Origin of the sequence: Phocaeicola plebeius DSM 17135 (assembly GCF_000187895.1) — a bacterium.
Lineage (GTDB): Bacteria > Bacteroidota > Bacteroidia > Bacteroidales > Bacteroidaceae > Phocaeicola > Phocaeicola plebeius.
Genome location: NZ_DS990124.1, coordinates 39,970 through 54,412 on the forward strand (window position 1 = coordinate 39,970; position 14,443 = coordinate 54,412).

11 protein-coding genes are annotated in these 14,443 nt (G+C 42.7%); 9 read left to right on the forward strand and 2 right to left on the reverse strand.

The genetic code is table 11. The features are described 5' to 3' along the window. Position 1: 1 nt before the first annotated feature. The 4 genes from BACPLE_RS06230 to BACPLE_RS06245 all read left to right on the forward strand — a co-directional run bounded on the left by BACPLE_RS06230 (position 2) and on the right by BACPLE_RS06245 (position 8,178). Positions 2-1,786 (forward strand): tetratricopeptide repeat protein, encoded by a 1,785-nt coding sequence (locus BACPLE_RS06230; protein ID WP_007559948.1) that lies wholly within the window; start codon positions 2-4, stop codon positions 1,784-1,786. Then, positions 1,783-2,616: a DUF4292 domain-containing protein gene (locus tag BACPLE_RS06235; RefSeq protein ID WP_040312516.1), complete on the forward strand. Its 834-nt coding sequence runs from the start codon at positions 1,783-1,785 to the stop codon at positions 2,614-2,616. Before BACPLE_RS06230 ends, BACPLE_RS06235 begins: the two co-directional genes overlap by 4 nt. Continuing rightward, positions 2,613-3,923 (forward strand): murein hydrolase activator EnvC family protein, encoded by a 1,311-nt coding sequence (locus BACPLE_RS06240; protein WP_007559950.1) that lies wholly within the window; start codon positions 2,613-2,615, stop codon positions 3,921-3,923. Before BACPLE_RS06235 ends, BACPLE_RS06240 begins: the two co-directional genes overlap by 4 nt. A 439-nt stretch (positions 3,924-4,362) precedes the next feature. Continuing rightward, positions 4,363-8,178, forward strand: coding sequence for a TIM-barrel domain-containing protein (locus BACPLE_RS06245; RefSeq protein WP_007559952.1), 3,816 nt, complete (start codon positions 4,363-4,365; stop codon positions 8,176-8,178). A gap of 112 nt (positions 8,179-8,290) precedes the next feature. Here BACPLE_RS06245 and BACPLE_RS06250 read toward each other — a convergent pair whose 3' ends face one another. Next, positions 8,291-9,355 (reverse strand): M20 family metallo-hydrolase, encoded by a 1,065-nt coding sequence (locus BACPLE_RS06250; protein ID WP_007559954.1) that lies wholly within the window; start codon positions 9,353-9,355, stop codon positions 8,291-8,293. Positions 9,356-9,479: 124 nt separating this feature from the next. Here BACPLE_RS06250 and BACPLE_RS06255 point away from each other — a divergent pair, with 124 nt between their 5' ends. The 5 genes from BACPLE_RS06255 (at position 9,480) to BACPLE_RS06270 (ending at position 13,895) form a co-directional block, all read left to right on the forward strand. Continuing rightward, positions 9,480-11,294 (forward strand): AMP-dependent synthetase/ligase, encoded by a 1,815-nt coding sequence (locus tag BACPLE_RS06255; protein WP_007559956.1) that lies wholly within the window; start codon positions 9,480-9,482, stop codon positions 11,292-11,294. Between the two features lie 95 nt (positions 11,295-11,389). Beyond that, positions 11,390-12,505: a peptide chain release factor 2 gene (gene prfB / locus BACPLE_RS06260; RefSeq protein WP_007559958.1), complete on the forward strand. Its 1,116-nt coding sequence runs from the start codon at positions 11,390-11,392 to the stop codon at positions 12,503-12,505. A gap of 86 nt (positions 12,506-12,591) precedes the next feature. Further along, positions 12,592-12,732, forward strand: a complete 141-nt coding sequence (locus BACPLE_RS19415) for a hypothetical protein (RefSeq protein ID WP_007559960.1) — start codon at positions 12,592-12,594, stop codon at positions 12,730-12,732. A 15-nt stretch (positions 12,733-12,747) separates the two neighbouring features. Further along, positions 12,748-13,254: a CYTH domain-containing protein gene (locus tag BACPLE_RS06265; protein WP_007559962.1), complete on the forward strand. Its 507-nt coding sequence runs from the start codon at positions 12,748-12,750 to the stop codon at positions 13,252-13,254. Between the two features lie 137 nt (positions 13,255-13,391). Next, positions 13,392-13,895, forward strand: a complete 504-nt coding sequence (locus tag BACPLE_RS06270; protein ID WP_007559964.1) for an RNA polymerase sigma factor — start codon at positions 13,392-13,394, stop codon at positions 13,893-13,895. 106 nt (positions 13,896-14,001) lie between these two features. Here the strand turns inward: BACPLE_RS06270 and BACPLE_RS06275 are convergent, their stop codons facing one another. Beyond that, entirely contained in the window at positions 14,002-14,397 is a 396-nt protein-coding gene (locus BACPLE_RS06275; RefSeq protein ID WP_007559966.1) for a VanZ family protein, read from the reverse strand. Between the last annotated feature and the right edge of the window lie 46 nt (positions 14,398-14,443).

Below are 14,443 nucleotides of genomic sequence, written 5' to 3' on the forward strand. Positions count from 1 at the left end.
TATGAAAAAACTATTAGGAATCATCGGGATGGTTTTCCTGCTGTTTGCCTGTGGTACCACCGGAAAGCAGCATTCGGCAAAGCGAAACTTGGCAAATGAGGAAAGGGATACCTTGTCATACGAACAACGCAGAAAGTATAATTACTTTTTTCTGGAGGCAGTTCGCTTGAAACAGAAGGGAGACTATGATGCCGCGTTTGAGCTTTATAAGCACTGTCTGGATATTTATCCGGGCTCCGCTCCAGCTTTGTATGAGATATCTCAATTTTATATGGTGCTGGGACAGGAACAGAAAGGTGAAGAAGCGTTGAAAAAGGCTGTACATTCTGACGAATCAAATTTTTGGTATAAACAGACTTTGGCGGCTTATTATCAGCGGAAGCGTGATTGGGCGAAAGCCATTGCTGTGTATGACGATATGGCACATCAATTCCCATCTCGGCTGGAGCCGTTAATGGCTTTGGTCGATTTGTATAATCAGACAAAGAGTTATTCACAGGTAGTTTCTGTGTTGAATCGTTTGGAAGAATTGGATGGCAAGTCTGAGCAAATCAGTATGGAGAAGTTCAGAATGTACCTGCTGTTGGATAACCAGGAGCAGGCGTTTAATGAAATTGAAAGTTTGTCGAAAGAATATCCGTATGATTTACGTTATCAAACGATTTTGGGAGATGTGTACCTGAATAATGATAAGCCGGATGAAGCTTACGCAGTTTATCAGCGAATCTTGAAGGAAGAACCAGGATATGCACCGGCCTTGCTTTCGATGGCCTCTTATTACAAACAGTTGGGTAAGGACAGTTTGTATCGCCAACAACTAGATACCATTCTGTTGAATGAGGATGTAGAGTCGAATACCAAAATGGAAATCATGCGTCAGCTTATCCTTCAGTCGGAACAGACCACAAAAGACAGCACACAGATTGTATCTTTGTTTAAGGAAATTCTAGACCGGCCGCAGCAAAATGCCGATCTGGCCATGCTTTGCGCACAATACATGATCACAAAGCACATGGAAAAAGAGTCTGTACCTGTACTGAATCAGGTCTTGTCGCTTGATCCGGAAAACAAGCCTGCCCGCTTACAGTTGCTCAGCTATGCCATTCGTGACAATAATCTGGACGAAGTGATTCGTGTGGCTACTCCTGCGCTGGAATACAATCCGGACGCCATGGAGTTTTACTACTATTTAGGCTTGGCTCATTATCAGAAAGAAGAAACGGATAAAGCGATGGAGATTTTCCAGCAGGGACTGAAGCAGGTAAATGAAAAGAGCGATAAGGGAATTGTTTCTGATTTTTATGCCATTCTGGGAGATTTGTACCATTCTAAAGAAATGAAAGCGGAGGCCTATGCAGCCTATGATTCTTCGTTGGTTTATAACCCGAACAACATCGGTACACTCAACAACTATGCTTACTATCTGTCTGTAGAGCGGACTAACTTGGATAAAGCTGAGGAAATGAGTTACAAGACCGTCAAGGCAGAGCCTGAAAATGCCACTTATCTGGATACTTACGCCTGGATTTTGTTTGAGAAAAAGCGCTATACGGAAGCGCGTATTTACATTGAACAGGCTATGAAGAACGGAGGAGATAGCAGTCAGGTGATTGTGGAACATTGCGGTGATATCTATTATATGTCAGGTGAGAAAGAAAAAGCATTAGAATGCTGGAAAAAGGCGGATGGCATGGAAAATAAGGAAGAAGATGGTGCAACGCCTCGTACAGAAGCTGAGTTGAAACGCTTGAAACGTAAAATCGCATTGAAAAAATATATAGAATGAAACGACTGATTTACTGGATATATGTGGTATGCCTGATTGTATTGGCTTCTTCTTGTGGTTCTTTGCGTCATACGGAACGTGCTCCTATGATTGGAGGCCTGAAAGGAGAAGAATATCAAGAAAAGGTGATTTCCAGTCTTCCTCACTGGAACTGTGTGACGGGAAAGGTGGCCTTGAACTTGAACACGGGTAGTAGCAAAAATACAAAATTGTCGGCCACTCTCCGTATGAAAAAAGGAGAAGTCATACAGTTGTCGGTAGCTCCTTTGTTGGGGATTGAAGTGGCGCGCTTGGAAATTTCACCGGAACGTATTCTGGCAGTCGACCGTCTTCACAAACAGTATGTGGAAGTTTCTTTTGAAGACCTGAATCGGATAGCCAATTTGAATTTGAGCTTTAATGTGTTGCAGTCATTGTTTATGAATGAGATTTTTTTGCCCGGCAAGGAAACTGTTGAGGTGTCCGATTTGCACCGTTTCCGGATGACTTCGGAAGGAAATTATGCGTTGTGGAAAGTAAAGGATACCAAGAAACTGGCTTATAGTTTTCGAACTACAGCCGATAAGGGATGGCTTGAAAATACATCCGTAGCTCTTTCTGGTACTCCGTATGCGTTGAACTGGACATATGGTGAATTTGGCAAACTAGGAGCAGCTTATTTTCCTCAGCATATTTTGGCCGAATTGATGGGGAGTGGAAAAACTTATAGTCTGGATATGAAACTCTCCCGTATGTCGGTAGGAGAGGATTGGGAAACACGGACAAGTTTGTCCTCCAAATATAAAAAGATAGAACTGGCAACCTTGCTCAAAATGTGGTTGGAAAAATGAAACGTTTTGTAGTCATATCTTGTATTTGTTTTTATGTTTGTGTGCTTACTGCTCAAACAACTCCTAAGATTCGTCAACTGGAAAAACAGCGGAACGAGCTGAAACAGCAGATTGCCGAATCGGAAACCTTATTGCAGTCTACCAAGAATGATGTAAAAAGTCAGCTGGGTAATCTGGCCTTGCTTTCGGGACAAATAGAAGAACGACAAAAATACATTCAAACCATAGAGAATGATGTAAAGGCCATTCAGCAGGAAATTAGTCGTTTGGAGAGAGATTTAAAGAGCCTGCAGAAAGAACTGAAAGAAAAGCGACAGAAGTATGAATTGTCTGTAAAGTATATTTATCGTAACAAGTCTATACAAGACAAGCTGATGTTCATTTTTTCAGCTGAAGATTTCGGACAAATGTATCGGCGTTTGCGGTACGTGCGAGAATATGCTGATTATCAGCGTTTGCAGGGCCTTCAGGTACAGCGGAAACAAAAGCAAGTAACTGAAAAGGCAAATTCTTTGAAAAACAGCCGGAAGGCGAAGGAAGACTTGCTCAAGCAGGGAGAAGCGGAAAAAGCTAAACTAGAAGCACAGGAGCAGGAGCGCAAGCTGATTTTGTCGGGTTTGCAGAAGAAGCAACGGAGCATTCAGTCGGAACTGGCCAAACAGCGTCGTTCAGCAGATAAATTGAATGCGCAGATTGACCGGTTGATAGAGATTGAAATTGAAAAAGCTCGTAAGCGTGCGGAAGAAGAGGCGCGTCGTAAAGCTGAAGAAGCTCGTAAGAAAGCGGAAGCAGCAAAGGGAAGTACTGAAACTTCAGCGTCCACTAAAAAAGAGACGGTAAAGACTCCTGTTGAGAAATTAGAAGCCTATAAGGTTGATTCGGAAGATCGCCGTTTGTCAAGTAGCTTTGAGAAAAATAAAGGTATTCTTCCCGTGCCAATTACCGGACCATACGTGGTGGTGGGACATTATGGACAGTATCAGGTGAAGGGGCTTCGTAATGTGAAATTGGATAATAAGGGAATGGATATCAAAGGAAAGGCGGGAGCCAATGCCCGTGCTATTTTTGATGGTGAAGTGTCGGCTGTCTTCCAGTACAATGGCTTGACTAATGTGTTGGTACGTCATGGAAGTTATATTTCCGTTTATTGTAACTTGTCTACTGTACGTGTTAAGAAAGGTAGCTTGGTACGTGCCCGTGATGTGTTGGGAGAAATCCATACTAATGCGGAAGGAGAAACGATTTTGCATTTCCAGTTGCGTAAGGAAACGGTGAAATTGAATCCGGAACTTTGGATACATCGCTGAGAATTAGTTGATTCACTCATATAAGAAGCTTCAGACTCATGTGTGTCTGGAGCTTTTTTCTTATTTGTAACCAGAATTACTGGTGAATGACTTGTAGCTTTTTATGTTTCTCGGGGCGAAACCCTATGTTTTTCTCGTGGAAAACGTAGGGTTTCACTTTGAGAAACATAGGTTTTCTATGGGAGAAACGTAGAAACTTATGATGCATTAGATGAAAAACATCAAGTAAAATACAGATAGTAACATTGGTTTCAGAGTTATTATTAGAATGTATACTTTAATTTTATTATCTTCTATTCCTTATAAAATAATAAAATGAAAAATGTTTGTTTTATTTCCTTTTTTACTTCAATAATTAGTTATACATTCGTGCACTTTTTACAAGATTGGTAGAAAGTAATGTAGTAAAAGAAATCTAACCGTTAGTAACATTTATACTATGAAACTAAAGTATTATTCTGTCTTGTCTCTGTGTGTACTTGGGGGCCTGTTGACTACCCCTGTCTCTGTATGGGCTGCACAGCAGACTGAGATAACTATCAGCAGTGCCAGTGTGCTGAACCCGTCAGCAGTAGAGGTGGTTTTTTCCAACCAGCAGCGCATGACGCTTGATTTTTATGGTGAAAATATTTTCCGGATGTTCCAGGACAATCAGGGAGGCATTGTGCGCGACCCGCAGGCTTCTCCTGAAGCCCAGATTCTGGTAGACCGTCCCCGGAAGGAGGTTGGCGAGCTGTCGCTGACAGACAAAGACGGGGTAATTACGATTTCTACTGCCAGAATTCAGGTGGAAATGGACAAGCGTACGTCGCTGTTTAAGATTACGGATAAAATCCGTCAGAAAGTGGTAGTGGAATCAGTACGTCCGGTGGACTTTATGGAAAAACAAGTCTGCCTGTCACTCAAAGCGCATGATGATGAGTATTTTTATGGAGGTGGTGTACAGAATGGCCGTTTTTCTCACAAAGGGAAAAGCATCCGTATTGTCAATACGAACCAGTGGACAGATGGTGGAGTGGCTTCTCCTACTCCTTTTTACTGGTCTACAGAAGGGTATGGGGTTATGTGGTACACGTTCCGTCCTGGACTGTATGATTTCGGAGCAACCGATAAGGAAGTAGTGAAGCTGTCGCATGAGGAAAACTATCTGGATGTCTTTTTCATGGTGAATGACAGTCCGGTAGCCTTGTTGAATGATTTTTATCAGCTGACTGGTAATCCGGTGCTTTTACCGAAGTTTGGTTTTTATGAGGGACATTTGAATGCCTATAACCGTGACTATTGGAAAGAAGACGAAAAGGGTATTCTGTTTGAAGACGGAAAACGATACAAGGAAAGCCAGAAAGACAATGGCGGTATCAAGGAATCGCTGAATGGTGAAAAGAACAATTACCAGTTCTCGGCGCGTGCGGTAATTGACCGTTACAATGCGGCCGATATGCCGTTAGGATGGATTCTGCCTAATGACGGTTATGGAGCCGGCTACGGACAGACTTCTACGCTGGATGGTAATATCCAGAACTTGAAGGAACTGGGTGAATATGCCCGTGCCAAGGGAGTGGAAATCGGATTGTGGACACAGTCGGACTTGCATCCCAAAGAAGGAGTAGAAGCTTTGCTTCAGCGTGACATTGTGAAAGAAGTGCGCGATGCAGGCGTACGTGTGTTGAAAACCGACGTAGCCTGGGTAGGAGCTGGCTATTCTTTCGGATTGAACGGAGTGGCCGATGTAGGACAGATTATGCCTTATTATGGTAACAATGCTCGACCGTTTATTATTTCACTGGATGGATGGGCAGGTACACAGCGTTATGCTGGTATCTGGTCGGGTGACCAGACTGGAGGTGAATGGGAATACATTCGTTTCCATATCCCGACCTATATCGGTTCAGGATTGTCGGGACAACCTAATATTTCTTCGGATATGGATGGTATTTTCGGTGGAAAGAATATTCCGGTCAATGTACGTGACTTCCAGTGGAAAACGTTTACTCCCATGCAGTTGAACATGGACGGATGGGGAGCAAACCCGAAATATCCGCAAGTGTTGGGTGAGCCGGCTGCTTCCATCAATCGTTGGTATCTGAAGATGAAATCAGAGTTCATGCCTTATACTTACAGCATAGCTCGTGAAGCCGTAGACGGAAAACCGATGGTTCGGGCCATGTTCTTGGATTATCCGAATGATTATACACTTGGAACGGCTACCCGCTATCAGTTCCTTTACGGGCCTTATGTACTGGTGGCTCCGGTATATCAGAACACACAGGGCGATGCGGATGGGAACGATGTGCGTAATGGCATTTATCTGCCTGAAGGGAATTGGATAGATTATTTTACCGGTGACCTGTATCAGGGCGGACGGGTTCTCAATAATTTTGAAACTCCTTTGTGGAAACTTCCATTGTTTATCAAGCAAGGAGCTATTTTACCGGTGACTACAGCGCATAACAATGTGAATCAGATGGATAAGCATTTACGTGTATATGAACTTTATCCGGGTGGCGATACAGAGTTTACGGAATACGATGATGATGGAGTATCTGAAGCTTATCGTGCGGGACAGTATGCTACTACGCATATCCGTTCCGTGGTAGAGGGAGAGGACTTGACAGTGTGTGTGGAACCAGTGCAAGGCTCTTTCGAAGGAATGGTAGCGCGTAAGCGTACCCATTTCCGTATCAATGTAACTGCACAGCCGAAGAAACTGACAGTACGTGTAGGCGGAAAGAAAGTGAAACTGACTCCGGTGACTTCTTTGGAAGAACTACAGAAAGGAGCGAATGTATATTATTATGAGTCGAATCCGGAGTTGAATCGTTTTGCCACTCCGGGCAGTGAACTGGCTCGTCTGCACGTCATTAAGAATCCGGTAGTACATGTGAATCTGGAAGAAATGGACGTGACTCAAAACGATATTCAGTTAGAAATGAAAGGTTTTGTATTTGCACCTGCTGAGAAACTGCTGGTAAGCCAAGGTACACTGCGTGCTCCGGAAGCAGAGGTAACAGAAGAAAATACAGGAGCTTATACATTGACACCTTCATGGAAAAAGGTTGATAATGCCGATTATTATGAAATAGAATATAACGGTATGCTGTATAGTACCATTCGGAACACTCAACTTCTGTTTGAAGATTTACGTCCGGAAACTACTTGCACGTTCAAGGTACGCGCCGTGAATGCTACAGGTGCATCAGAATGGACTAATGTGACGGCTACTACTAAATCAGATCCGTTGGAATTCGCCATTCATGGAATCAAGGGAGAAACCACTTGTCCGAACCAGGGAGGTCAGGGTGTGAATAAACTCTTTAACTTCGATGAGGGAGATATATGGCATACGAAGTGGAGCACGGTTGCAGTTCCTTTTGATTTGATTATTGACCTGAATAGTGTAAATCAGTTGGATAAATTCCAGTACCTGCCTCGTCTGGATGCCGGGAACGGTACATTGGGCAAGGGTACTGTATATTACAGTATGGATAAGTCTGATTGGCACGAAGCTGGCACTTTCGACTGGAAAGGAAGTGACGTGAAGACCTTTGTATTCGAGAAACAGCCTGTTGCACGCTATATTAAGCTGTCGGTTGTATCTGCTACAGGTCAGTATGGTTCAGGTCGTGAACTTTACGTGTTCAAGGTGCCTGGCTCAGAAAGCTATATTCCGGGTGACATTAATCAGGATAAGCTGGTAGATGAAAACGATTTGACCTCTTATATGAATTATACAGGATTGCGCAGAGGAGATTCTGACTTTGAAGGTTATATCAGCAAGGGTGACCTGAACGAGAACGGTCTGATTGATGCGTATGATATTTCGGCAGTAGCCATCCGTATGGAGTCTGGAGTGAGCAGCCGTCAGGTACCTTCAGTAGCTGGAGAAATCACAGTTGCTTCATCTAAGAAGGTGTATAATGAAGGGGAAACCGTAGAAATTCGTGTTTCAGGTAAGGGATTGCGTTCGGTCAATGCTCTCAGCTTTGCATTGCCTTATGACCCGCAGGCATTGGAGTATGTAGGAGCAGAGACGACAGGTATGAAGGAGATGCGTAACCTGACCAATGATCGTCTGCATACGAATGGAACGAAGGCTTTGTATCCTACCTTTGTAAATATTGGAGAAAAACCTTATTTGGAAGGGGATGCTGAACTTATGACAATCAAGTTTAAGGCAAAACGCAAACAAAAGATTGACTTGAACGTATTGGACGGTATGCTGGTCGACAAGAATCTGAATACAGTGAAGTTTTGATAGATTATCCGGGACTCGTTCCCGGATATAAAATAAAAAAGAGAGGAAAATGGTTGTCTGTTGAGTTGGACAATCATTTTCCTCTCTTTTTATAATGCAGATAAAGATTCTATCAGATTTTTAATCCGTCCAAGATTTGCACATAGGTTGAAATCGCTTCCTCTATTTCACTGACGAGAATGTATTCATCGGCTGTGTGCGAGCGGGAAGATTTTCCCGGCCCCATTTTTACAGAAGGGAAGGGCATTAATGCCTGATCGGATAATGTGGGTGAACCGAATGGCACTTTCCCCAGTTCTATGGCACGTTTTACAAACGGATGATCAGACGGAATGCTGGAAGAATTGAGACGGAATGAGCGTGCTTTGGCTTCGCTTTGTATATGTTTACAGATTTCAGCGAACAGCTCCTCGTTAGAGTAACATTCGTTACTCCGGATATCTACTACGATACTGCACAAATCAGGAATTACATTGTGTTGTGTACCTGCATTGATTTGAGTGACACTCATTTTTACAGGTCCCAGGATGGGTGATTCCTTCGGGAACTTATATGTACGGAACCATTCAATATCTGGAAGTAGTTTGTAAATGGCATTTTCTCCTTCGTTACGTGCGGCGTGACCGGATTTTCCACGTGCAGTGACGTCGAGCACCATAAGTCCCTTTTCTGCAATGGCAGGTTGCATTTCCGTAGGTTCACCTACTACTCCTAATGCAATAGGAGGGAGTTGAGGCAGAACACTTTCAATACCGTTTTTCCCGGATACCTCTTCTTCACAAGAAGCCAGGAAAATCAAGTTGTAGCTTTGGGTTGTCATGCTAAGGTGACGGTACACCTGGAATAATGATACCAGACTGGCACCGGCGTCATTGCTGCCCAGACCATATAATTTCCCGTTTTCATTTTTGGGAGTAAACGGTTGCTTTCTCCATCCGCTGACCGGTTTCACGGTGTCGATGTGTGAATTGAGCAGGATGGTAGGTTTATTGATATCGAACATGGGGCTGATACACCAGATGTTATTTCCGGATCTTCCGGTCATAATTCCCGTTTCTTCTATGTAGTTCTGCAGGAAGTCTGCTGCGGCTTCTTCTTCCCGACTGATGGACGGGATTCCAATCAGGGAATGTAACAGAGTCAGTGCTTCAGATGTGTAGTAACCTGTGTCTATCATAAATAATCCGTTTTTTGATTCTTTGCAAAGATAGTCTTTTTTAGGAGAAATGCTTTAGATTGGCCGGACATTGCAAATAAAATCCTATATTTGCAGAATAAACCAATAAAATAAAGTAAGATAGATGGTTAATTCATGTTTGTCTCGGCTTGTACGACAACAAGCTGAAAAATATGGGGATAAAGTTGCCTTAAAATACCGTGATTACACCACTGCTACATGGATTCCTGTCACATGGAACGGGTTTGCTGATCTGGTAGATAAAACAGCCCGTGCGTTTGTAAAATTAGGAGTGGAAGTACAGGAAAATGTAGGAGTATTCTCTCAAAATAAGCCGGAGTGTCTGTATGTAGATTTTGGAGCTTTTAAAGATAGGATTGTAACTGTGCCTTTGTATGCCACAAGTTCAGAAGCGCAGGTGCATTATATTGTCGAAGATGCTGGAATTCGTTTTTTGTTTGTAGGAGAGCAGTATCAGTATGATGTGGCTTACCGGGTGCAGGGCTTATGTCGTTCATTGAAGAAGATTATTATATTTGATCCCGAAGTAAAGCGTGCCGAAGGTGACAATAATTCTATCTATTTCTCGGATTTCTTGCAGATGGGTGAAGAAGAGGATTGTCAGCCGGAAGTGGATAAACGCATCTCAGAGTCTTCTTTGGATGATTTGGCGAATATTCTGTATACTTCTGGTACGACTGGTGATTCGAAAGGAGTGATGCTGCATCACTCTAACTACGACGTTGCTTTTAAAGGACATAACGCACGTTTGACTAACCTGGGTGAAAATGATGTCGTCATGAATTTCTTGCCGTTTACGCATATCTTTGAAAGGGCATGGTCGTATTATTGCTTGTATAAAGGATGTATGCTGTGTATCAATCTGCGTCCGCAGGACATTCAGAAGACAATCAAGGAAGTACGGCCTACGGCTATGTGTAGCGTTCCCCGTTTTTGGGAAAAGGTATATGCCGGCGTACAGGAAAAAATCAATGAGACTACGGGCTTGAAAAAGAGTTTGATGCTGGATGCGCTTCGGGTTGGGCGTGAACATAACATTACGTATCTGATGAATGGAAAGACGCCCCCTTCCTTGTTGCATATGAAATATAAGTTTTATGAGAAAACGATTTATAGCCTGCTGAAGAAAACGATAGGAATAGAGAACGGGAATTTCTTTCCTACGGCAGGAGCTGCTATTCCAGAGAAGGTGGCAGAGTTTGTGCATTCGGTAGGCATTAATATGATAGCTGGTTATGGACTGACAGAAAGTACGGCTACAGTCTCTTGTGAATGGATTGGAGATTTCCGTTTGGGAGCGGTAGGGCGTGTACTCGACGGAGTAGAAGTTCGTATTGGAGAAAATAACGAGATACAGCTTCGTGGAGGTACCATAACGAAGGGATATTATAAGAAAGAGGCCATCACCCAGCAGGCATTTACAGAAGATGGCTGGTTCCGTACGGGAGATGCCGGATATATGAAGGATGGTTTCTTGTACTTGACAGACCGAATCAAGGATTTGTTTAAAACTTCCAATGGTAAGTACATTGCTCCGCAGGCCATTGAAACCAAGCTGGTGGTAGACCGTTATATTGATCAGGTGACCATTATTGCGGACCAGCGGAAATTTGTATCGGCCCTGATTGTGCCGGAATACAGTCAGGTGGAGAAGTTTGCGCAGGAACATCACATTGCTTTTGGAAGTAGAAAGGAATTGCTGGAGAATCCTCAGATTATTGAGTTGTTCCGTCTTCGAATTGATACGCTTCAACAGGAGTTTGCGCATTATGAACAGGTTAAGCGCTTTACTCTTCTTCCGGAACCGTTCAGTATGGAACGTGGCGAGCTGACCAACACGCTGAAGCTGAAACGTGCGGTGGTAGCCCGTAACTACAAGGATATTATTGACAAAATGTATGAAGAAAATGTCGGTTAAATAGCTGACTTTTATCTACAGGCACTCTTTCAGAGGTGCCTGTTTTTTCATATCTTTGCAACGAGAAAAAATAACAGACTAATTTATCGTATTTTATGATTACCATAGAGCAACTGAAAGACGTGAAGGAACGTACGGAAGCCTTGTATCGTTATCTGGACATTGAAGGAAAGAAAATACAGGTGGAAGAAGAACAGCTTCGTACGCAGGCACCCGGTTTTTGGGATGACCAGAAGGCTGCCGAAGCACAGATGAAAAAAGTAAAGGCTTTGCAGCAGTGGATTACCGGTTATCAGGAAGTGAAGACATTGGCGGATGAACTGCAGTTGTCTTTTGATTTTTATAAAGATGAACTGGTTACTGAGGAAGAAGTGGATGAGGCCTATTCAAAAGCTATCTCTGCAGTGGAAGAGCTGGAATTGAAGAATATGCTTCGTTCGGAAGCTGACCAGATGGACTGTGTACTGAAAATCAATTCAGGTGCAGGAGGTACAGAAAGTCAGGACTGGGCTTCCATGCTGATGCGTATGTACATGCGCTGGGCTGAAAGCAATGGATATAAGTTGTCGGTAGCTAACCTTCAGGAAGGGGATGAAGCCGGCATCAAGACGGTGACGATGAATATTGAAGGATCCTATGCTTATGGTTATCTGAAAGGCGAAAACGGGGTGCACCGACTGGTTCGTGTATCTCCTTACAATGCACAGGGTAAGCGAATGACTTCTTTTGCATCTGTTTTCGTGACTCCTTTGGTAGATGATTCAATTGAAGTAACCGTAGAACCGGCTCGTTTGTCATGGGATACATTCCGAAGTGGTGGTGCCGGAGGACAGAACGTAAACAAGGTAGAATCTGGTGTACGTCTGCGTTATCAGTATAAAGACCCTTACACAGGCGAAGAAGAAGAAATCTTGATTGAAAATACGGAAACCCGTGACCAGCCGAAGAATAAGGAAAACGCCATGCGTCAGTTGCGCTCTATCCTTTATGATAAGGAGTTGCAGCACCGTATGGAAGAGCAGGCTAAGGTTGAGGCCGGAAAGAAAAAAATCGAATGGGGTTCTCAGATACGAAGCTATGTATTCGATGACCGTCGTGTGAAAGACCATCGTACCAACTACCAGACATCGGATGTCAACGGGGTAATGGATGGAAAAATTGACGGTTTCATTAAAGCTTACTTGATGGAGTTTTCAGATAGCGAAATCTGATAACTTTGAGTAAAATCGCTCTTTTTTATTTGTCTTTTTGCAAAGATGTTGTAATTTTAGGGTTGTAAATCTAAAATTGAAAACTTATGGGACGCAACAGAAGTGTAAAAAGACAGAATTTTGAGAAACGTGAGGAAGAAAAAGCCAATAGATTGTTCAAGATGATTTGTATTGTCTTGATTCTATTGGCTATTTTAATGATTGTAGGTTACACGTTGGCTTCTTGATAGCTTGGATAGAATATGCCGCAAGAAATAGAAAGAAAGTTTCTGGTGCGTGATGATTCTTATAAGGCTATGGCTTATGGAAGGAAGCGTATCAGACAAGGCTATATCTGTAGTGAAAGAGGACGCACGGTGCGGGTACGTATCCAGAATGAAGAAGGTTATCTGACCATCAAGGGACCTTCGGACGTATCGGGTATGAGTCGTTATGAATGGGAGCATGCTCTTTCTTTGCAGGAGGCGGAAGAATTGATGAAGTTGTGCGAGCCGGGAATGATTGACAAAACTCGTTATCTGGTACGGTGGGGGACGCACGTTTTTGAGGTGGATGAATTCTACGGAGAAAACAATGGACTGGTCGTGGCGGAAGTTGAATTAACCGATGAGAAGGAAACTTTTGAGATTCCTCCTTTTTTGGGGGAGGAAGTGACCGGACAAGTGAAGTACTATAATTCGTTCTTGATGAAACTTCCTTATCGGGAATGGGGTAAAAATTCTCCTGAAAACTGTCAGAACAAGGGGTAAAAACTCTCAATTGACAGTTTTTACCCGTTTGAATACCAGATTTTGTGAAGAGCTCTCTTTGTTTTTCTACTAATATTGCAGTGTCGAAATAAAGACAGACATTGTTTCAATTAAAGAAAAGAAAGACTAAAAGATTTATGAAAACGGCAAATTTTGCTCAGAACTTGTTGAGCATGCAGACAGAACTACTTCATTTCGCTTATAAATTAACGGCAGACCGTGAGGAAGCGAATGATCTTCTCCAGGAGACTTCATTGAAGGCTTTGGATAATGAAGAAAAGTATGTAGCAGAAACGAACTTCAAAGGATGGATTTATACCATCATGCGTAATATATTCATCAATAATTATCGCAAGACTTTGCGTGATCAGACATACGTTGACAATACCGACAATCAGTTCTTCTTGAACCTGGGAGTGGATATTGAGGATGACTCCATGCAGGGGGCTTACGATTTGAAGGAAATGCGCCGCATTGTGAATGCATTGCCGAAAGAATATCGTGTACCTTTTGCGATGTATGTGTCAGGTTTTAAATATCGGGAAATTGCGGACAAACTTAACCTCCCTTTGGGTACGGTGAAAAGTCGTATCTACTTTACCCGTCAAAGGTTACAAGAAGACTTAAAGGATTTCAGATGATCATGATAACTCTCTATCTTTAAAAATAATATATTTATTATTACATAGACGCCGGTTGCTGTGAGAGCACCCGGCGTTTAGTGTGTTTATGGAGTGGGGAAAGATATTAGTGTGAATTGTGTAACCTTTTTCTGATAAATGGACGATAAATGTAGTAACCTGCCAAAGATGCCAGGAGTATGCCTGTGCAATTGGCTATAAAGTCCATCCAGTCTCCACTACGGTTGTCTGTACACTGTGATTGTAAGATTTCAATGATTCCGCTCATCAGGATGGGCAACAGAATACCTCCAATTGTTAGTTGTATTTTTTTGATTTGTTTATGCCGGATTAGGTGTTCTATCCATATAATGGAACTGAGACCACCATACATGCATACATGTACTAGTTTGTCGAAATTATTAATTTCTTCCAGTTGAGTATGTGGAGGAGTAAAAAAGGATAAATACCAAATGGCAAGAATTGTCAAAATAGAAAATGGGTATTGTCTTAAAATCTGCATTTTGTGTAAAACTTTAAATTTTCATGCAAAAATACGATATTTTTTG

Bases quoted from the DNA above. Each gene is read 5' to 3' on its own strand.
- BACPLE_RS06230 (WP_007559948.1), top strand. From the start codon at position 2: ATGAAAAAACTATTAGGAATCATCGGGATGGTTTTCCTGCTGTTTGCC.
- BACPLE_RS06235 (WP_040312516.1), top strand. From the start codon at position 1,783: ATGAAACGACTGATTTACTGGATATATGTGGTATGCCTGATTGTATTG.
- BACPLE_RS06240 (WP_007559950.1), top strand. From the start codon at position 2,613: ATGAAACGTTTTGTAGTCATATCTTGTATTTGTTTTTATGTTTGTGTG.
- BACPLE_RS06245 (WP_007559952.1), top strand. From the start codon at position 4,363: ATGAAACTAAAGTATTATTCTGTCTTGTCTCTGTGTGTACTTGGGGGC.
- BACPLE_RS06250 (WP_007559954.1), bottom strand. From the start codon at position 9,355: ATGATAGACACAGGTTACTACACATCTGAAGCACTGACTCTGTTACAT.
- BACPLE_RS06255 (WP_007559956.1), top strand. From the start codon at position 9,480: ATGGTTAATTCATGTTTGTCTCGGCTTGTACGACAACAAGCTGAAAAA.
- prfB (WP_007559958.1), top strand. From the start codon at position 11,390: ATGATTACCATAGAGCAACTGAAAGACGTGAAGGAACGTACGGAAGCC.
- BACPLE_RS19415 (WP_007559960.1), top strand. From the start codon at position 12,592: ATGGGACGCAACAGAAGTGTAAAAAGACAGAATTTTGAGAAACGTGAG.
- BACPLE_RS06265 (WP_007559962.1), top strand. From the start codon at position 12,748: ATGCCGCAAGAAATAGAAAGAAAGTTTCTGGTGCGTGATGATTCTTAT.
- BACPLE_RS06270 (WP_007559964.1), top strand. From the start codon at position 13,392: ATGAAAACGGCAAATTTTGCTCAGAACTTGTTGAGCATGCAGACAGAA.
- BACPLE_RS06275 (WP_007559966.1), bottom strand. From the start codon at position 14,397: ATGCAGATTTTAAGACAATACCCATTTTCTATTTTGACAATTCTTGCC.